Source organism: Embleya sp. NPDC127516 (assembly GCF_044765325.1).
Lineage (GTDB): Bacteria > Actinomycetota > Actinomycetes > Streptomycetales > Streptomycetaceae > Embleya.
In genome coordinates this window covers 1-17,821 of sequence record NZ_JBIWJT010000018.1, presented here as the reverse complement: position 1 = coordinate 17,821, position 17,821 = coordinate 1, and the positions used below count along the sequence as shown (strand labels likewise).

The window sequence follows — 17,821 nt, the reverse complement described above, 5'->3', positions numbered from 1 at the left end:
CGACGTGGCGTCAGGCGCCCTTGTGGCGGCGGCGTCCGCTGCTTTCCAAGTAGCGGGCAAGGCCGGAGAGAAGCATGCACATGCCGATGTAGATCGGGGCGATCACGATGACGACCGGGATGAAGGGGAGGCTGTAGTCGAGGTTGGTGGCGATCTGCTTGCCGGCGTAGAGGAATTCCTCGTACGAGATCAGGTAGCCCAGCGAGGTGTCCTTGAGCGTGACCACCAACTGGCTGATGATCGTGGGCAACATGGTGCGGACCGCCTGGGGGATCAGGATGTGCACCATCACCGAGGTCTTGCGCATGCCCAGTGCGTAGGCCGCCTCGCTCTGGCCCTTGGGGACCGCGTTGACGCCGCCGCGGAAGACCTCGGCCAGGACCGAACCGTTGTACAAGGTAAGGCCGGCGATCAGGGCCAGGCGGGGTTCGACCTTCATCGCGATGAAGATGAAGAAGATCATCACCAGCACGGGCATGGCCCGGAAGAACTCCACCACCAGGCCCGCGCCCCAGCGGATCACCCGGTGTTCGGAGAGCCGACCGGCCGCGAAGAAGGCGCCGAAGGCCAGCGAGAGCACCGCGGCCCACGCGAAGACCTCGAGCGTGTTCCTCAGGCCGCGCAGCAACAGCTTCTGTACGCCCACGTATTCGAAGGGTGCCCACTTGTCATGGGCGAACTGTCCGGTGTCGATCAGCTTGTAGATCACCCATGCCAGCACACAGATCAACAGCGCGGTGACGATCCAGCCGTAAGTGCGGTGCCGGGCCAGGGCCTTCGGGCCGGGGACGTCGTACAGCGCCGAGGTCTCGGTGCTCATCGGGCCACCTCCAGGCGCTTCTCCAGGAAGCGGAACAGGGCGCTGATGGACAGCGTGATGATCAGGTAGCCCACGGCGATCCACAGGAACGTGACGACGATGTCGTAGCCGAGTTCGTTGAGGGTGCGGTACGTGCCGAGCAGTTCGGTGACGCTGAACGAACCGGCGATCGCGGTGTTCTTGGCGAGCGCGATCAGCGTGCTGCCCACCGGTGGGATCACCGCGCGCACCGCCTGTGGCAGCACGATCAGTTGGAGCGTCTGGCCGAAGTTCATGCCCAGACTTCGGGCCGCCTCGCCCTGGCCGACCGGCACGGTGTTGATGCCGGCGCGGACCGCCTCGCAGATGAACGCCGAGGTGTAGCAGCCCAGGGCGAGCACCGCGAGGGTGAAGAAGGGGAGCACCACGCCGAATCGCGGCAGGCCCAGCACGACCGCGAAGAACAGCAGGGTGAGCGGGGTGTTGCGGAGCACGGTCACCCACGCCCCGCCGATGATCCGCAGCGGACGGACCGGGGAGACCCGGCAGGCGGCCATCAGCACGCCGACCACGAGGGCGATCGCCGAGGCGGCCAGGGTCAGTTCGACCGTACCCACGAAGCCCTTGCGGAACAGGGTGAAGTTGTCGAGCAGCACATTCATCGTCGTCGACGCCCTCCGCTAGTACCGGTCCACCGGCGGCGGCGGGGGAGCCGGTACGCCGGAGAGGCCGAGGGTCGAGTCGTAGGCGCGCTTCCAGTCGCCGTTCGCCTCGTGTGCGACGATCGCGTCGTCGATCGCGAGGCGGAAGTTCCGGTCCCCGCGCGGAACACCGATTCCGTACGGCTCCTGGGAGAACGGCTCGCCGGCGAGCCGGAGTTGGTCGGGCACCTTCGCGGCGTAGCCCTTGAGGATGGTGTCGTCGGTGGTGACCGCGTCGACCTGAAGGCTGATCAGGTTGTCCACGCACACCGAATAGCTGTCATAGGCGACGGCGGTGGCCTTGGGATAGTTGGCCACCAGCCGCTGGTACGGCGTGGAGCCGGAGACCGAACAGACCTTCTTGCCGGCCAGGTCCTGCGGGCCGTTGATGTCCTTGTCGTTCTTGCGGACCAGGAGCGCCTGGCCGGCCATGTAGTACGGCCCGGCGAAGCCGACCAACTTCTTGCGGTTGTCGTTGATCGTGTACGTCCCGACGTAGTAGTCGACTTCGCCGTTCTGCAAGGACGTCTCGCGGTTGGCGGAGGTGATCGTCTTGAACTCGACCCGGTCCGCCGGGAAGCCCAGTGACGCGGCCACCATCTTGGCGATTTCGACGTCGAAGCCCGAGTAGTAGCCGCTCGCCGGGTCCTGCGCGGCGACGTAGGGCTGATCGGCCTTGGTGCCGACGATCAACCGGCCGCGCGCCTTGGCCGAGCGGAAGGTGGGCGAGTCGATGTCGACGTCGGTGGCGACCTGGTACGAGGGCAGATCCTTGGGCTTGGGGCCCTTGGGCGGGGGTGTACCGGACCTGCCGCAGGCGGCGAGGAGGAGTGCGGCGAGGAGGAGGGCGAGCAGGGTGGCTGCTCGGGGGGTGTTTCGGAGGGTGGCGCGGGTGCGGGCGCGGGTGCCGGCGTAGACGCAGGCGTGGGGGCCGGGGCCGGCGTGTGTGCGGGTGCGGGTGCAGGCGTGGGTGCGCATGTGCGATCCCCCGTCAGTGCTTGAGGATCTTGGACAGGAAGTCCTTGGCCCGGTCGGTCTCCGGGTGGTCGAAGAAGTCCTCGGGCCTGCGCGACTCCATGATCCGACCGTCCGCCATGAACACCACACGATTGGCCGCCGAGCGGGCGAAGCCCATCTCGTGGGTGACCACGACCATCGTCATGCCCTCGACCGCGAGCGTCCGCATGACCTCCAGGACCTCGTTGATCATCTCCGGGTCGAGTGCGGACGTCGGTTCGTCGAACAACATCACCTTGGGATCCATCGCCAGTGATCGGGCGATGGCGACCCGCTGCTGCTGTCCGCCGGAGAGTTGCGCCGGATACTTGGGCGCCTGGTCGGAGAGGCCGACCCGGTCCAGGAGTTCGCGCGCCTTCTTCTCCGCCTCGGCCTTGCTGCGCTTGCGCACCTTGATCTGCGCGAGGGTCAGGTTTTCCAATACCGACTTGTGGGCGAAGAGGTTGAACGACTGGAACACCATGCCGACATCGGAGCGCAGCCGGGCCAGTCCGCGACCCTCGGCGGGCAGGGGCCGGCCGTCGATGGTGATGCTGCCGGAGTCGATCGTCTCCAACCGATTGATCGTGCGGCACAGCGTCGACTTGCCGGAACCGGAGGGGCCGATCAGGACGACCACCTCGTTGCGCGCCACGGTCAGGTCGATGTCACGCAGGACGTGCAGCGACCCGAAGTGCTTGTTCACACCGGAGAGGACGACGAGCGGGTCTTCCGAGGTCACAGGTATCCGACTCGCCTTCGACACGGGGGCGGGGGCCGCGCGAGAGCGCACGTGCCCGATGCATCCACCTCGGCGGGTGGGTTCAGTCGCATCGCCACCGCCAACCCCTCTAACGGCCGATAGAGTCCCCTCGCGTGGGTGACGCACGGGTGACACGTGCGTGGTCGGCGGCCAGGCCGGTGCCCGAGCGGGACCGGTCGCGCGGACGTGTGGACTGTGAATGTGCCATTGCGCGGTCGTGTGGTCGTGGGGTCGCGCCGGCGGGCGTCGGGTTCGGGTGGAGCGGGTCGAGTCGAGGGAGCCGTCGATGGCGAAGGTCAACATCAGCCTGGACGCGAACGTCGTGATCGAGGTCATGGTCCTGTCCGGCGTGCGCAACGCGCAGGACGCGATCGAGGCGATCGTGCTCGACTACATCGCGCGCGGGCACCGTACCGAGGCGCTGACCGGCAACGTCGAGGAGCACCGGCGCACGGTCGAGGAGCGCGAGCGGCGCAACCCGGTCACCGACTAGGCGATTCGGCTCGGTCGGTGCGCGAATGGGTCGGTCCGGTATGCGCCGAGTTGTGCCGCCCGGCCGGTCCGCTTGTGTCGAGCCGCTGCGCGCGTCCGGAAGGTTCTGCGCGAGAATGATCCCGACCCCGTGTGGCGCTGAGCCGCAGGTCGGGGTCGTGGTCCGGGTCGGCGGGGGACGAGGTGCTTACGCATGCGGTTGTGGCTGAGTTATTTCGCGTTCATGTCCTCGATAGGCCTGACCAATCGCACCACCGACATCTGGCGCAGCGCGCGGGTGGCCGACGACATCGTGCTCGCGTTTCGGTTGTTGCCGCTCGGTGACCCGGCCCGGCGTGGGCTCGTTCGCGCGATGGCGCTGGTGGCGATCCAGATGTGGTGCGTGTCCGTCGTGATCGCGGTGTCGCCGTGGTTCGCGGCGGAGGGGGAGAGCCCGGCCGCGTTCTGGGGTTATCTGTCGATGGTCGCGATCCTGGTGCTGCTGGCCGTCGCGGTGGTCGAGGCGACGGTGATCCTGTTCAATCGGCCGCGCAATGTGGTCGCGCCGCATATGCGGGCGGAGCGCGGGTTGCTGCGCTGAGGGTGCGGCGGGGCGGGCGGGGCGGGGCGGTTTGCGCCGAGCGTCCGGCGGGCGGTTCCGCGAGCGTCGGGGCGAGCGGCCGGGCGGGCGGTCTCGCGGGTCGGGCCCGCGCGACGGCCGAACCGGTGGGTGGTCCGGGCCGGCGTGCGGGTGGGTACGGGGTGCGGGGTGCGATCGGGCGGCCTACGGCAGCAGCGCACAGCCGCCGTAGCCGAGTACGTGTTCGCGCAGCAGGTCGCTCGTGGCCGGGTCGCGGCGGCGGAAGGCGGCGACGATCGGCTCGTGGTCGGCGGCGTTCTCGTGCAGGTCCATCCGGTAGACCCGGATCGACAGCGTCGTCCAGACCTCGATGCCCAGCGCCTCCCAGACCGAGCGCAGGAGCGCGTTGCCGGACGCGGCGACGATCTCGCGATGGAAGGCCACTCCGTGCCGGATCTGCGCGCTCGCGTCGCCCGCCGCCGAGGCCGCGTGCAGCGCGGCGACGTGCCGATCGAGCGCGTCGAGCCGCTCGTCGTCGATCCGGGGCAGCGCGAGCCGCGCCGCGGTCTCCTCCAGGCCGGCCCGTACCGGATAGATCTCGCGTAGGTCGCTCTCGCTGAACGAGCGCACGCGTACTCCCTTATTGGGCTCCGACTCGACCAGGCCCAGTTGTTCAAGCTCGCGCAGCGCCTCGCGTACGGGTGCCTGGCTGACGCCCAGTTCCACCGCCACACGACGCTCGACGATGCGCTCGCCGGGCGCCCAGCGGCCGGCGACCACGGCCTCGGTGACGTACTGGCGGATCTGCTCGCGGAGCGGGCGGCGTTCCAGGGTCGGGCGAGGCGGCTCGGTCATCGGGTCAGTCTAGGGCGCAGCAGGCGTCTTTGCGCAATGATCGATCATTGCGCAGAATGGAGGTGCAACGAAGACGCAATGAGGACGCGATGAAGAGGCTTCGCCGCGGGGCTTCACCCGGATGTCCGTCTCGGAAGTTCCCACCTTGGGAGTCCGCACCGGACGTCCCGACTCGGGAAGTCCGCACCGGACCTCCCCACCGGGAAGTCCGGACCCGGAAGTTCCACCCGGGGAGTCCGCACCCGGCAGCCTCACCGACACGAAGGAGGGCGGCCCGGATGTCACACCACACGTCGAGCCGTACCCCGAGCGGGCAGCTCGACCAGCTCCCCGACCGGGACCCCGAGGAAACCGCGGAATGGATCGAGTCGCTCGACGCCGTCGTACGCGCCGCCGGCCCCGGCCGCGCCCGCCTGCTGCTGGCCCGCCTGCTCGAACACGGCGAACACCGCGGCCTGGACCTGCCGCCCGTAACGCGCACGCCGTACGTCAACACCGTGCCCACCGCTGCCGAGCCGAGCTATCCCGGCGACCCGGACATGGAGGAGCGGATCACCGCGTACAACCGGTGGAACGCGGCGGCGATGGTGACCCGGGCGAGCCGGTACGGGCTGGGCGGGCACATGGCCACGTACGCGTCGGCGGCCTGGCTGTACGAGGTCGGCTTCCAACATTTCTTCCGGGGGCGGGCCGACGGCGGGTCCGGTGATCAGATCTACTTCCAGGGGCACGCGTCGCCCGGCGTGTACGCCCGGGCCTTCCTGGAAGGGCGCCTGACGGTCGATCAGCTCGACCGGTTCCGGCGCGAGGTGGGCGGCGGTGGGCTGCCGTCCTATCCGCATCCGCGATCCCTGGGCGGCTTCTGGGAGTTCCCGACGGTGTCGATGGGATTGGGACCGCTGGCCGCGGTGTACCAGGCGCGGTTCAACCGCTACCTGCACAACCGGGGCCTGGAGGACACCTCGGGCAGCCGGGTGTGGGCCTTCCTCGGTGACGGCGAGATGGACGAACCCGAGGCCACCGCTGCGCTCACCCTCGCCGCGCGCGAGGGGCTGGACAACCTGGTCTTCGTGATCAACTGCAACCTTCAGCGACTGGACGGCCCGGTGCGCGGAAACGGGCGCGTGGTCCAGGAGTTGGAGAGCGTGTTCGCGGGCGCCGGATGGCATGTGGTCAAGGCGCTGTGGGGCAGGGACTGGGACGATCTGTTCGCGCGCGACCACGACGGCGAGCTGATCCGCCGGTTGGAGCACACGCCCGACGGCCAGTTCCAGACCTACTCGGCCGCCGACGGCGGGTACATTCGGGACAACCTGCTCGGCGGCGATCCCGATCTGCGCGGCGTGGCGGCGCACCTGGACGACGCGCGGCTCGCGGAACTGATCGGGTTCTCCCGCGCGGGCCACGAACCGCGCAAGGTGTACGCGGCCTACCGCGCGGCGATCGAGCACCGGGGCGGGCCCAGTGTGGTGTTGGCGCAGACGGTCAAGGGTTGGACGCTCGGGCCGGGCTTCGAGGCGCGCAACGCCAACCACCAGATGAAGAAGCTGCGCCAGGACGAGTTCCGGGTGATGCGCGACCGGCTCGACCTGCCCGTGGCGGACGCCGACCTCGACGGCGAGTTGCCGCCGTACCTGCACCCGGGCCCGGACTCGCGCGAGGCCCGCTACCTGGCCGATCGCCGACGCGCGCTGGGCGGCCCGGTACCCGCGCGTCGCGTCGTGTTCACCCCGCTTCCGGAGCCGCCGGCGTTGACCGAGGCGCCGTTCGCCGCGCTGCTCGAGGGGTCCGGCAAGCAGGAGATCGCCACCACGATGGCATTCGTGCGACTGGCCAAGGAGCTGATGCGCGATCCGGTCGTGGGTCGGAGCTGGGTGCCGATCGTGCCGGACGAGGCGCGCACGTTCGGGATGGAGTCGATGTTCCCGACCGCCGGGATCTACTCGCCGCACGGGCAGACCTACGATGCGGTGGACCGCGAACTGCTGCTGTCCTACCGGGAGGCGGTGGACGGACAGATCCTCAACGAGGGCATCACCGAAGCCGGCGCGGTCGCCTCGTTCACGGCGGCGGCCACCGCGTACGCCACGCACGGGCGGCCGATGATCCCGTTCTACGTCTTCTACTCGATGTTCGGCTGGCAGCGGGTCGCCGACCAACTGTGGGCACTGGCCGACCAGATGGGCCGAGGCTTCCTGATCGGAGCCACCGCCGGCCGCACCACGATGACCGGTGAGGGGCTGCAACACGCTGACGGACACTCGCAGTTGATCGCGTCGACCAATCCGGCGTGCATGTCCTACGATCCGGCCTTCGCGTACGAGATCGCGGTAATCGTGCGGGACGGCCTGCGCCGGATGCTGACCGCGACGCCGGGACACCCGAGCGGCGAGGACGTCTTCTACTACCTCACCGTATACAACGAACCGCTTCCGCAACCGGCGATGCCGAGCCCGGACGCGGCCGAGGGGATCCTGCGGGGCATCCACCGCTGCGCGCCCGTCCTCGACGTGGCTGCCGAAGTACATGCCGGCGCGGGTGCCGACGCGGCTGCGGGCGCGGGCGTTGACGTTGGTGCCGGCGCGGACACCGGTGTCGGCGCCGACGCCGAACTGCTCGCGAGTGGAACGGCGGTGCGGTGGGCGCTGGAGGCGCAACGGCTGCTCGCGGAGGACTGGGGGGTGTCGGCACAGGTGTGGTCGGTGACCTCCTGGACCGAGCTTCGCCGCGAGGCGCTTGCCGCAGGGGAAGGCCAAGTTCCCTATATAGCACGGGTTTTGGCGGAGGCATCCGGGCCGGTAGTGGCGGTGAGCGACTGGATGCGCGCGGTGCCCGACCAGATCGCGCCGTGGGTCCGGCAGGACTGGACCTCACTCGGCACGGACGGCTTCGGCCTCTCCGACACCCGAGCCGCCACCCGCACCCACTTCGCGGTGGACGCCCCATCGATCGCGATCCGCACGCTGAGCGCGCTGGCCCGCCAGGGCAAGGTGAAGCCGGGAGTGGTGAGGGAGGCGATGGAGCGGTACGGGCGCACGGAGGGGTGACGCGTCGCGGGCGCGCCTCGCGGGGGCGCGCGTTGCGGGGATGTCGGGAGCGCGGAGGGCGGGCGCGGTGGGTGCGGCGCGGGAGCTCGGCGGATTGGTGCGTTGCGCGAGTGGGCCTAGCCAGGACACCTTGCGAGTGCCTCGGGCGTATGCGTGAGACTGCGTCCATGACGATCACATCGGTGACTGTGCGCCGACATGTACCTGACCTGGACGCGGCGATCACGTTCTACGAGCGGCTGACCGGCGAACCGGCAACCCGATTCGCCTTCGCCGGACTGGAGTTGGCGGCCACCGGACCGTTCCTGGTCTTCACCGGCCCGCCCGAGGCGGCGGCCCGCTTCAGCGGCGTGGCCGCCACCCTCGGCGTCGAGGACCTGGACGCGACGTTCGCCGACCTGATCACCCACGGCGCCGAACCCATCGCCGAGCCGACACCCACCCCGAATGGCCGCCGCGCGGTGCTTCGCCACCCGGACGGCGCGGTCTTCGAGTACGTCAGCCGCTGACCCTGGTCGGATCGGGGCCGCCACCACCACCATCGGCGGCGGCCCCGACCGTCCTTCGACTCAGCTACCGGCGATGAGTTGTGCGGGTCCGAAGACGTTGCCGTTGGTGTCGGGGGCTTGTCCGGGGTAGGTGTAGACGTTGCCGTTGGCGGCGCGGGCCCAGAGGTCGGCCTTGCCGTCGCCGTCGAAGTCGCCGTCGGAGGACACCTGGGGGTAGGCGGTGGTGTCGAATCCGGTGGCGATCAGGGTGGGCGTGCGGCTGTAGGCGCCGAGGTCGGCGGTGCCGTCCGGGTTCTTGGCGGAGGTGTATTGGTAGACCTTGCCGTCGGTGCGGTCGCGGGCCCACAGGTCGGCGAGGCCGTCGCCGTTGATGTCACCGGGGGAGGAGAACTCCTGGTTGCGACGGTCGATGCCGTCGAGGGCGGTGGCTCGGGGGCTGTTGCGGGAGTGCAACCACAGGCGATGCATGCCCGTTGTTTCCTCTTCGACGGTGAAGAATTCCGAACGCGCGTCGTTGACGGCGAGGAGCTGCTTCACCTGGGACCAGTTCTGCCGGTAGCCGACGCAGACGCGATCGGCCCGGTTGAGATCGATGCATCGGGGAGCGCGGTTGACGACCAGGACCTGGTCTTTACGGAAGTAGCTCGTGGTCGGGTCCAAGGTGTTGCGGTACAGCGAAATGGCCCTGCCGTCGTAGACGTAGAGGTCGTCCGCACGCCCTCCGCCGCCACGGTGGCTGACGAGCGCACCGGTCCAGGTCCGTCCGCCGTCGGGCCGGGCCAACGGCCCTTCGCTGGTTGCCGAAGCGAGTACGCCGCCGGATCCGGGTTGAGTCGCCGAGTTGTAGCCCTTGAGGGCACCGTCGGCGTCTACGACGAGGACATCCACGTTGCCGTCACCGGTGACGTCACCGGGCTTGGGCGCGGGCGGATTGGGATTGCTCGGTGCGTAGAACGAATAGGTCGTCTGCTGCGAGCGGTTGCCCGCTCGGTCGACGGTCTGCGCGAACAGGTTGTTGGTGCCCCACTGCGACACGGGCAGGGCCGGGGTTCGCCATGTGCCGGATGGCGCGTCGTAGATTGCCTGCGCTGCTCCAACGACCGGGATCGGCCCGTTGAGGGAGTATTCGACCGCTGTGACGTCGGGGCCGGCGGTGCTGGTGTCGAGGATGAAGACGCCTTGTTGCCCGGCGTATTTGCCGCCGCCGTTCACCGGGAAGTCCTGGCTCGTGACGGTGGGAGCACCGGGGCGTGTGTTGTCGTATGTGAAGGTGCAGCCTGCGGTGCGGACCGGGTCGGGCTGGTTCGCGTGCCCCGACTCGACGCTCCATGCGTAGGTCTTGCCGTCGGTGAGCGCGGTGCCGGGGACTTGCGCGAGTGCGGTGTGGGCGCCGGAGAACTCGGATGTCCAACCGCCGTCCCAGGCGGTCGGATTGCCGTTGCCGACCTCGTGAACTTCGAAGTGGGCGCCTACCTGCGGCCCGTTGGGCTCGCCCACCGTCGCGGTCAGGTCGAGCGTGCTGAAGCTACCGATTCCTTGGAGGTAGCCGCAGTTGTCTCCCGATCCGTTGATCGGGGTCGGGTTCATTCGGAGGTTGGTGGGGCCGGTGGCGGCGGTGGCCGGTGCGGTGAGCAGGGCACAGGCTAGGGCGCCGATGGCCAAACCACCGATGAGTGTGGAGAGTCGACGGCCTTTGGTGCGGGGTTTCCTACGGGGCATGGGTGTACTCCTCGTGTCGCCGGGATCACCGGACTGCGGTAGGCAACCAGGCGACTGGGACACCCGCAACGGGTATGAGGGGCCGCGGACTTGCCGTGGTGACGGAAGGTGGCGAGAGGGAGGCGTGAAGTTATGTTTGGCTTCCGGGATTTCCTGCCGTGCCCGGTTTGGCGGTGGGCGTGACACTTGGCGCGGCCAACAGGTTGTAGTGAGAGATGGCACATCGTGGTGGTGGGTTGGTGGCGGGTGGAAAACCTGTGGCCGGGGGTGGGGGAGGCCGGAAGCGTGTCGGGGCATGGTGATGTTGCGTCAGATTCGGGCCGATTTCGATGCCGCGTCGATTGTGGTGTATCAGGCCTACGCGCCGGCTATTGCCGAACCCGCTTTGCGGGAGGGGCGGTTCGTGGCGCCGTTTTCGTTTGGGCGGATGACGTGGGTCAAGCCGTCGTTCCTGTGGCTGATGCACCGCAGTGATTGGGCGCGGAAGGCGGGCCAGGAGCGGGTGTTGGCCGTGCGGATCAGTCGGGCGGGGTTCGAGGACGCGCTCGGGCGGGCGGTGTCGACCGAGGGGTCGGTGGCCGGTGCCGACGTGCATGTGCAGTGGGATCCGGAACGGTCGTTGCGTGGCGCGGCGTTGAATCACTACAGCATTCAGGTCGGGATCGGGCGGGATGTGATCCGGATCTTCAACGACGAGTGGATCGTCGGAATCGCCGACCTGACGCCGGTGGTGCGGCGGGTGGCGGGGCTGCTCAAGGAGGGCCGAGCGGCGCAGGCTCAGCGGTTGTTGCCGGTCGAGAGGCCGTACCCACTGGCTGGGCCGCCGGCTCGACGGGTCGGGGCGGACGGCTGAGGTTTGTGTGTGAGCGGCGTGCGGATTCGCTGCGGGTGCGGGTGCGGGTGCGGGTGCGGGTGCGGGTGCGGTGGCTGCGTGGTCTGGGGCGTGAGGCCGGGTACGCGGTTGCCGGGAGGCGCGTGCGTACCCGGATGCCGTCAGGCGTGGGTGCCGCCGTCTACTCGGATTTCGGTGCCGGTGATGAAGGCGCCGTCTTCGGAGGCGAGCATCGCGATGACGCCGGCGATGGCGTCGGGGCCGGCCATCGCGGCGCCGCCGGATTCGAGGTCGGTGGCCAGGATGGGCGAGAGCTTGGCGAACAGCTCCCAGTCGGTGTCCGCCGGGAGGTAGCCCGAAGTCGCTTCGGTGATACCGGACTTGATGCTGCCGGGGGCGACGTTGACGGCGCGCAGACCCTGCTTGCCGTATTCGAGGGCCAAGGCGTGGGTGAAGGACTGGATGCCGCCCTTGCTCGCCGCGTAGGCCGCCATGTACGGGTGGGCGAAGGCTGCCGAGGTCGAGCTGAAGTTGACCACGACGCCGTTGCCGGTGGCCAGGAGGGCGGGCAGCGCCTCGCGGGTGACCAGGAACGTGCCGGTGAGGTTGACCGTGATGATCCTGTTCCACAGCACAACGAGTGGCCGAAGCGCTCCGCCGAGGTATCCGCTCCGGCGAGTTCGCGCCCGGCGATCGCCTGCCCTCCCGTCGCCAGGTCGCCGACGAATACCGGGTGGGCCTCAGAGTCGCGCAGCTCGCGCTCGAAGTCCTCCGCGACGCAGGCCTCGCCGAGGGGACACAGCGCCACCAGCCCGCGGTGGCGCATCCTCCAGCAGTGGGAGTCCTGACCGACCCGGCCGCGGCTTGGCCCCACGAGATAGGGGAGCGGCAGCTCTCCCGAGCCGCCGCAACAGGCGATGTCGCCGTCCTGCTCGGGCTCGCCAACGGCACCCGGGTCCAGCGCGAACGCACCGAACTCATCGACCCCGACGGCCGAACGAGCCACCTGCTCGTCAGGTACACCCGGCGCCTCCGGTCAGCACCCGGAAGTGGCGAGCACGCCGATACGTCGGCGCGGGCCGCAGCCCCGGGAGAGGCCGGCATGCTCGGCGTCGCCATCGGATCGATCCTCCTTGTCGTGCGGGTGGTCAGGTACGCGCGGGACGGTTGCCCCGCTGCGGTCGACGAGCTATTGCTGCCGGCGGACCGGTGGCGGGTGAGGCTCGGGCCCGCCTACCGGAGCGTGTGACCCTCCCGGTAGGCCGCGGGCAGCCAGTCCGGCACGGGCATCGCCCTGTATCTGGCGGCCATGGCTTCGTCGTTCCGCTTGACCTCCGCGCGCAGGATGTGGGTGCGCTCGTTCTGGTCCGCGTGCGCCAGGACCGCCTGGACGAGCGCCGGGAGCGTGCCGGGGGGGATCGCGAGCGTCTCGGACTCGTACGACCCGTCGGGCAACTCGTAGTGCGCGGTGAGCAGGTCGGGGTCGTAGGTGTACTCGCGAAGCTTCCAGTCGCGCTGCGGCATGGCCTCGTCTCCGTGGTGCGGGCGGTGAGTGGTGGTGCCTCGCCCGGCCGGCGCGCTGGGCGCGATCTTCCCCGGCCGGGCGAGGCGTTGGGGGCCCGGCAGCGATACCAGCGCCACCGGGCCGAGTCGCCCGCGAACGGTCGGGCGACGGGGCCGGTCCCGCTACCGCGCCGGTGGCGGCAGGACCGGAGTCGAGGGCCCGGCGGTGTCATACTCACCGCCGGGCCGGGCCGTCCGCCGGGCGAAGGGCGAACAGCCGGGGGTGCCGCCGCGGATCGATCGCGAGCGGCGTCGGGCGGGGCTCAGCCGCCCGAGTTCGACATCCGCCGCACCGGCGGACCGGGGACCGGGTAGAGCAGGTACGCCCGGATCTCGTGCTGGAGCGCGATGAGTTCGTCGTGCGTCATGTCCATCACCCTGCCGTCCGAGAGCGCGGCTCGGATCGGACGGTGCGGGTCACCCGACGCAGTGACACACGGCCGATCGGGCTGTTCGGTGACGATCATGATCGCTCGCCTCTACGCTAAGTGAACTGATACCGCAACGCTACGAGCAGCCCCAACGGCGCGGCAGTGACCGCCGGTACGGGTTGTCGAGCCATCCGGAGGGCCCATGACCCCCGCCCCCACCGAAACCCTGACCGACACGCAGGGTTCCGCCGGCCGGACCCGCGGCGGCGTCATCTCCGGGTACGTGATGCGGTGCATCCGCGAGCAAACCGGACTCACCCAGGAGGGCCTCGCCGAGCAGTTCGGCGTGAGCGTCGACACCGTCGCCGCATGGGAGACCGGGCGCCGTCCGATCACCGCCGTACCCGTCGGCCACATGCTCGTCTACCGCAACCGGTTGCTCCAGGCGGGCGCTTCGCCCGACCTGCTCACCGCACTCGACCGGGCCATGGAAGCGGACGTCCTCCTGGCAGGCGTCCTCGAGGGCGGCTCCGCCGGACCGCATCACCCCCTCGGCTCCACCGTGCTGCAGCGCAACGTGGTCGAGATGCTTACCTGGCCGCTCACCGGCCGCGCGCCCGCCACGCTCGACGCCCTCCCCAAGCCGAAACGCCGCGGCCCGGTGGCCACCAGTCCGGAACTCCCCGCCGCCAGCTGTCGCGCGTTCTTCACCGCGGTCCGCCGCGCAGCCGAGACTGCGACGAGACCGGCCGACATCCTGACCCGCCGACAGGCGCTCTACCTCGTCAGCTACGACCCGGCCCCGGACACCACGCCGTGGATACAGCACCAGCAGCGGGGCCGGCGAAGCCAGGGCTGGCTGGCGGACGGGCTCGACGCCCGTTCCGTGGCGTCCGTCGCAGTGCGCCAGGGCGACACCGAGAGGATGACGCGGTTCATCGAGCGCACCCTCGTGGACAGCGACCCCGGCGAGACCGCGAACCTCAACTACTGGGCCTACTGGGTGGGCGAGCTGCCCCGGCTCCACGGCGATGACGCGTTCATGGCGGCGCCGGTCACCCCCGGTGCCTGGTGCGGGCAGCGCCTCCTCGCGCACCTCGTCGACCACCTCACGCCCGGGCTCGGCTTCTCCGAGCTGTACGTCCACACCCTGTGGTCGCTCCTCGCGGTCCGCCCCCACCTCCTCCAGGCGGCGGGCGTCGACACGGACGCCCTGCGGAATCGGGTCGATCTCCTGTTGGATGGCGGGACGTTGTCCGCGCAGGCGCGGCGCGAGCTGGACGGAGTCCGCTACGCCATCCGCCTGTCGAGGACGTAGACCACAGGCAAGGGGCATGGGGTGGCTGACGAAGACCGCGCGGTGGCGAACTTCCTTTTCGAGGCAGGCTCGTTGAAGTTGCACAAGCGGACCGGGTGGTGGATCGCCGGCGTCAAGGACCCGGAGTCCGTCGCCGAGCACTCGTGGCGTGCCGCCCTCCTGGCGTCGATCATCGCCGAACTCGAGGGCGCCGACCCGGCGCGGGCGGCGCTGCTGAGCGTGTGGCACGACACTGGGGAGACCCGCACCGGGGACCTTGCGCACATCAGCCAGAAGTACGTCGGCAAGGGCGACGCGGAGAAGATCGCCGCCGACCAGTCCCAGGGCATGCCGGCCGCTCTGGGCGCGCTTATGCGGTCGATCATCGGCGAGTACGAGTCCCGCGAGACACCCGAGGCGATCTGCGCGGGCGACGCCGACAAGCTCGAATGCCTCGTCCAGGCCATCGAGTACCAGGACCAGGGGCACAAGAATGTCGACCGCTGGATCGTGAACTCCCAGAAGCGGATTCGGACCGAGTCCGCGAAGCGCATCGCGGCCGAGCTGCTGGAGACCGGCTCGCTCACGTGGCTCCGCGAGGCCATGGGCGAGTCGTAGCATTCGAGCCCCCTGCGGCTGCCGGGCCAGGCCGGAACCGGGCAACCGGATCCCCCACCCACTGCGGTGGCGGCGACCCCGGAGCCGCAGGGCGCACACCGGGTCGCGTACCCCACGCGAGTGCGCCGGCTACCGATCACCGCGGCAGCGATGCCACGCTGGGCGCATGGACGAGCAGACCACCGACCCCCGCCGGCCCCAGCACACCATCGGCTTCGGCGGCCCCGAACACGCCACCCCCGCAGAGCTACGCGCCGAACTCCCCGACGACCTGCGCATGGAGTTCGAAGAGGAATACCAGGCCGCCCTCAACGAGGCCAACGCCAACGGCAACCTCCAGGCGCTCGCCGACATGCTGCCCCTGTGGCAAGGCGAACTCGCACGGCGCCGCTCCCCGGACTGGCCCGAGATGGAAGAGACCATCCGCCGACTCAACGCAGGCCTGCCCGTCGACACCGTGCCCGCCGACCGCACCCAGTGGGGAGACCCCGGATGAGCTACCGCGTCGACGCCTCGTACAGCACCCAGCAGTGGCTGAAGGGCAAGCCCTCCCATGTCCTGTCCGCCTACGACGGCATGGTTCGGCAGCTCGCGTCCGACCCGTGGCGAGTCGGCCACCCGACGCGATCCTCGAACATGCGCGAGTACGCGTTCTGCGTCGAGGGCATCGCCACGTTCGTGATCACCGATACGCACGTGACGGTCACCATCGTCGGCGTCCGGTAGCCGCCACCCGGACGCCGGCCGCGCCCACGAGCCCGGTGTCGAATCCGGCGGGTAGCGTCGGACGGATGCACGACTCGCACGACACCACGCTCGACGCTGCGGTCAAAGCCCGCGCCCAGCTCGGCCGGCGGAACGATGCGGTGTCGCCCGAGGACATGCTTGCCGGCTCCTACACTCGTGCTCGATGCCGTGTGTGCCGCAACCGGAACCCCTCGGTCCTTTTTCGAGGTGGATCCCGACGACCTCCCGGCCGATACCCTCGCCTTCCGCAAGACGGCGAGTTCGTCGGTTACCGAGGTCGAGCGTGTCAGCGCCACCGTCCGCGAGGCATACGGGGTTTCCGCCCGACTGCTCACCGAGGTCGGCATGCGGCGAGCCGTCCTGCCACGCGCCGAGGGCGACCTCGACGGGGACGACATCGAACGCCTTGCGGAGGAAACACGAGATGCCCTGGGCATCGCGCGGGACTCCGTCATGCAACATCTGACCCGCACCTGCGAGCGAGCCGGTATCCCGGTTGTGCCCATGATGCTTCTCGATCGCGGAGGTAACGCCGAGGACCGCGTCATCGGACATTTCGGCGCCTCGTGCTGGCGAGGCACGGAAGACCCGTCGCTGATCAGCTACTTCAGCGCATCGAGTGGCGACCGGCAGCGCTTCACCATTGCCCATGAACTCGGGCATCTGGTGCTCCATCCCGCGCGCAGACACATCTCTCCCAAGCTCGCAGAGCAAGAGGCCCACCGATTTGCGGGCGCCCTCCTCGTTCCGCGAGAGCGTGCCTACGAGGCGTTGGAAGCTCCCTTCCAGCTACGTGAACTAGGAGAACTGAAAGCTCGTTGGGGAGTGTCCATGCAAGCCCTCATCATGCGGTCGCGCCACCTCGAAATCATCGACAAGGAACGCACCCAGAGCCTGTTCAAGCAGATTGCGAACAGGGGTTGGAGGCTCAACGAGCCGGTAATTGTTCATCCGGAGCAACCACTTTTGATGCGGACGATGATGACCCGGCGCTTTGGCAAGAGCGGGGCGTCGTCGAGGCAGGCGTCAGAAGAACTGGGTCTCAACCTCGTCCTCTTGCGTTCCCTCGTTCCAGAGGTCGGGGCAGCTTCGTCGGTTGCCACGGCGCAGGCACCACGAGCGGATGTCGTGAACCTGGCCTCGCGTCGTCGACAGGTTCCTGACATCGAGATAGCAGATCGCAAAAGTGACTGGGGATGAGCCCTACCAAATGCGCGAAAGCCCCCGCCGCTGCCCACGAAGGGCAGCAGCGGGGGCTCTTTACGCAGGTCGGACTCACACTCCGGTTCGGAGATACTCCTTGACCCTGTCCTCAGGCTCCGGCGGTGGCCCCACCGGATCACGCGCCCACCGATACAGACCCTCGTAGGCCCGAGCCAGCGCACGCAGTAGCGACCGCATACTCCGAGCCTCCGCCCGCATCTCGTCTATCTCCATGGCCTGCTCCGCGCGGATCGCCCGGAACGCCTCCAGACCCACGCGCCGCTGCTCGGGCTCCGCCTGGGCCTGAGCCGCGGCACGAGTCGCCTCCGCCGCCGCGGCCTTCGTCGCCCTCGCCGTGAACAACCCCGCGATGACCATCCCCGCCGTGCCGAGAATCCCGAGCAGTGGACCCCGTGGCCTCATGCGCCGGCCGGGCTGAAGCCTAGCCAACCGTTCAAGTATCCCCGTTGGGAGCGTTGCTCGCCGGGCTCAAAGAGTTGCCGTCGTTGAGGTTGTCTGTGCTCGTTCGGGGCTCGGGTGGGGGGAGAGGGTTGGTGGCGTGGGTCTTGGGGGGTGGGGGGTTCGGGGGAGGGTTATGGCTATGGTGAGGCCGCCGTGGTGGTTGGCGGTGGTGGTTATGCGGGCTGCGTGGGCGTGGACTATGGCTTGGACTATGGACAGGCCCAGGCCGGAGCCCTTGGCGGAGCCCGTGCGGTTGGGGCGGAAGCGGCGGAAGGGTTCGTAGAGTTC

General features: G+C 69.4%; 20 protein-coding genes and 1 pseudogene. 11 read left to right on the top strand and 10 right to left on the bottom strand.

Translation table 11 applies throughout. The features are described from left to right. Positions 1-10: 10 nt before the first annotated feature. The 4 genes from ACIRL2_RS31200 to ACIRL2_RS31185 are packed head-to-tail and all read right to left on the bottom strand — an operon-like array spanning position 11 to position 3,244. Positions 11-820 carry an amino acid ABC transporter permease gene (locus tag ACIRL2_RS31200; protein WP_395873917.1) on the bottom strand — a complete coding sequence of 270 codons (810 nt, stop codon included), beginning with the start codon at positions 818-820 and terminating at the stop codon, positions 11-13. Next, positions 817-1,461: an amino acid ABC transporter permease gene (locus ACIRL2_RS31195; RefSeq protein WP_395873918.1), complete on the bottom strand. Its 645-nt coding sequence runs from the start codon at positions 1,459-1,461 to the stop codon at positions 817-819. Before ACIRL2_RS31195 ends, ACIRL2_RS31200 begins: the two co-directional genes overlap by 4 nt. Positions 1,462-1,479: 18 nt before the next feature. After that, a complete protein-coding gene (locus tag ACIRL2_RS31190; RefSeq protein WP_395873919.1) occupies positions 1,480-2,478 on the bottom strand; it encodes a glutamate ABC transporter substrate-binding protein in 999 nt (332 codons plus the stop codon). A gap of 13 nt (positions 2,479-2,491) precedes the next feature. Further along, entirely contained in the window at positions 2,492-3,244 is a 753-nt protein-coding gene (locus ACIRL2_RS31185) for an amino acid ABC transporter ATP-binding protein (RefSeq protein ID WP_395873943.1), read from the bottom strand. 301 nt (positions 3,245-3,545) lie between these two features. Between ACIRL2_RS31185 and ACIRL2_RS31180 the strand changes: the two genes are divergently transcribed. Further along, positions 3,546-3,752, top strand: coding sequence for a DUF2191 domain-containing protein (locus ACIRL2_RS31180; RefSeq protein ID WP_395873920.1), 207 nt, complete (start codon positions 3,546-3,548; stop codon positions 3,750-3,752). Between the two features lie 192 nt (positions 3,753-3,944). Beyond that, on the top strand, positions 3,945-4,331 hold the full coding sequence (locus tag ACIRL2_RS31175) for a hypothetical protein (protein WP_395873921.1): 387 nt from the start codon (positions 3,945-3,947) through the stop codon (positions 4,329-4,331). Between the two features lie 183 nt (positions 4,332-4,514). Here the strand turns inward: ACIRL2_RS31175 and ACIRL2_RS31170 are convergent, their stop codons facing one another. Beyond that, positions 4,515-5,165: a GntR family transcriptional regulator gene (locus tag ACIRL2_RS31170; RefSeq protein WP_395873922.1), complete on the bottom strand. Its 651-nt coding sequence runs from the start codon at positions 5,163-5,165 to the stop codon at positions 4,515-4,517. A gap of 278 nt (positions 5,166-5,443) precedes the next feature. On the opposite strand from ACIRL2_RS31170, the gene aceE reads away from it, so the two are divergent. Together aceE and ACIRL2_RS31160 are read left to right on the top strand one after the other, a co-directional pair. Continuing rightward, positions 5,444-8,212 carry a pyruvate dehydrogenase (acetyl-transferring), homodimeric type gene (gene aceE / locus ACIRL2_RS31165; RefSeq protein WP_402236469.1) on the top strand — a complete coding sequence of 923 codons (2,769 nt, stop codon included), beginning with the start codon at positions 5,444-5,446 and terminating at the stop codon, positions 8,210-8,212. A gap of 167 nt (positions 8,213-8,379) precedes the next feature. Next, positions 8,380-8,721 carry a VOC family protein gene (locus tag ACIRL2_RS31160; RefSeq protein ID WP_395873924.1) on the top strand — a complete coding sequence of 114 codons (342 nt, stop codon included), beginning with the start codon at positions 8,380-8,382 and terminating at the stop codon, positions 8,719-8,721. Between the two features lie 60 nt (positions 8,722-8,781). On the opposite strand, the gene ACIRL2_RS31155 is transcribed toward ACIRL2_RS31160, so the two are convergent. After that, on the bottom strand, positions 8,782-10,440 hold the full coding sequence (locus ACIRL2_RS31155) for an FG-GAP repeat domain-containing protein (RefSeq protein ID WP_395873925.1): 1,659 nt from the start codon (positions 10,438-10,440) through the stop codon (positions 8,782-8,784). A gap of 295 nt (positions 10,441-10,735) precedes the next feature. On the opposite strand from ACIRL2_RS31155, the gene ACIRL2_RS31150 reads away from it, so the two are divergent. Next, positions 10,736-11,293, top strand: a complete 558-nt coding sequence (locus ACIRL2_RS31150) for a DUF4291 domain-containing protein (RefSeq protein WP_402236466.1) — start codon at positions 10,736-10,738, stop codon at positions 11,291-11,293. A 140-nt stretch (positions 11,294-11,433) separates the two neighbouring features. Here the strand turns inward: ACIRL2_RS31150 and ACIRL2_RS31145 are convergent. Beyond that, positions 11,434-11,904 (bottom strand): annotated as a pseudogene (locus ACIRL2_RS31145) (SDR family NAD(P)-dependent oxidoreductase); the annotation flags it as partial. An 8-nt stretch (positions 11,905-11,912) separates the two neighbouring features. On the opposite strand from ACIRL2_RS31145, the gene ACIRL2_RS31140 reads away from it, so the two are divergent. After that, complete coding sequence (locus ACIRL2_RS31140; protein ID WP_402236463.1) at positions 11,913-12,521, top strand: GntR family transcriptional regulator; 609 nt, start codon at positions 11,913-11,915, stop codon at positions 12,519-12,521. Here ACIRL2_RS31140 and ACIRL2_RS31135 read toward each other — a convergent pair. Then, positions 12,506-12,913, bottom strand: a complete 408-nt coding sequence (locus ACIRL2_RS31135; RefSeq protein WP_402236461.1) for a hypothetical protein — start codon at positions 12,911-12,913, stop codon at positions 12,506-12,508. The genes ACIRL2_RS31140 and ACIRL2_RS31135 overlap by 16 nt on opposite strands. A 495-nt stretch (positions 12,914-13,408) precedes the next feature. On the opposite strand from ACIRL2_RS31135, the gene ACIRL2_RS31130 reads away from it, so the two are divergent. From ACIRL2_RS31130 to ACIRL2_RS31110, 5 genes are all read left to right on the top strand, one after another. Beyond that, positions 13,409-14,524, top strand: coding sequence for a helix-turn-helix domain-containing protein (locus ACIRL2_RS31130; protein WP_402236459.1), 1,116 nt, complete (start codon positions 13,409-13,411; stop codon positions 14,522-14,524). Between the two features lie 21 nt (positions 14,525-14,545). Beyond that, positions 14,546-15,121 (top strand): HD family hydrolase, encoded by a 576-nt coding sequence (locus ACIRL2_RS31125; protein ID WP_395873933.1) that lies wholly within the window; start codon positions 14,546-14,548, stop codon positions 15,119-15,121. Between the two features lie 166 nt (positions 15,122-15,287). After that, a complete protein-coding gene (locus tag ACIRL2_RS31120) occupies positions 15,288-15,617 on the top strand; it encodes a DUF6247 family protein (RefSeq protein WP_402236457.1) in 330 nt (109 codons plus the stop codon). Continuing rightward, on the top strand, positions 15,614-15,847 hold the full coding sequence (locus ACIRL2_RS31115) for a hypothetical protein (RefSeq protein WP_395873935.1): 234 nt from the start codon (positions 15,614-15,616) through the stop codon (positions 15,845-15,847). The genes ACIRL2_RS31120 and ACIRL2_RS31115 overlap by 4 nt, the downstream gene beginning before the upstream one ends. Positions 15,848-16,024: 177 nt before the next feature. Continuing rightward, a complete protein-coding gene (locus ACIRL2_RS31110; RefSeq protein ID WP_402236454.1) occupies positions 16,025-17,068 on the top strand; it encodes an ImmA/IrrE family metallo-endopeptidase in 1,044 nt (347 codons plus the stop codon). Positions 17,069-17,143: 75 nt separating this feature from the next. On the opposite strand, the gene ACIRL2_RS31105 is transcribed toward ACIRL2_RS31110, so the two are convergent. Together ACIRL2_RS31105 and ACIRL2_RS31100 are read right to left on the bottom strand one after the other, a co-directional pair. After that, the gene (locus tag ACIRL2_RS31105) at positions 17,144-17,494 is read right to left on the bottom strand and encodes a hypothetical protein (RefSeq protein ID WP_402236452.1); all 351 of its coding nucleotides are present in this window, start codon (positions 17,492-17,494) and stop codon (positions 17,144-17,146) included. 66 nt (positions 17,495-17,560) lie between these two features. Further along, on the bottom strand, positions 17,561-17,821 hold a 261-nt coding region (locus ACIRL2_RS31100), incomplete at its 5' end, for an ATP-binding protein (RefSeq protein ID WP_402236449.1).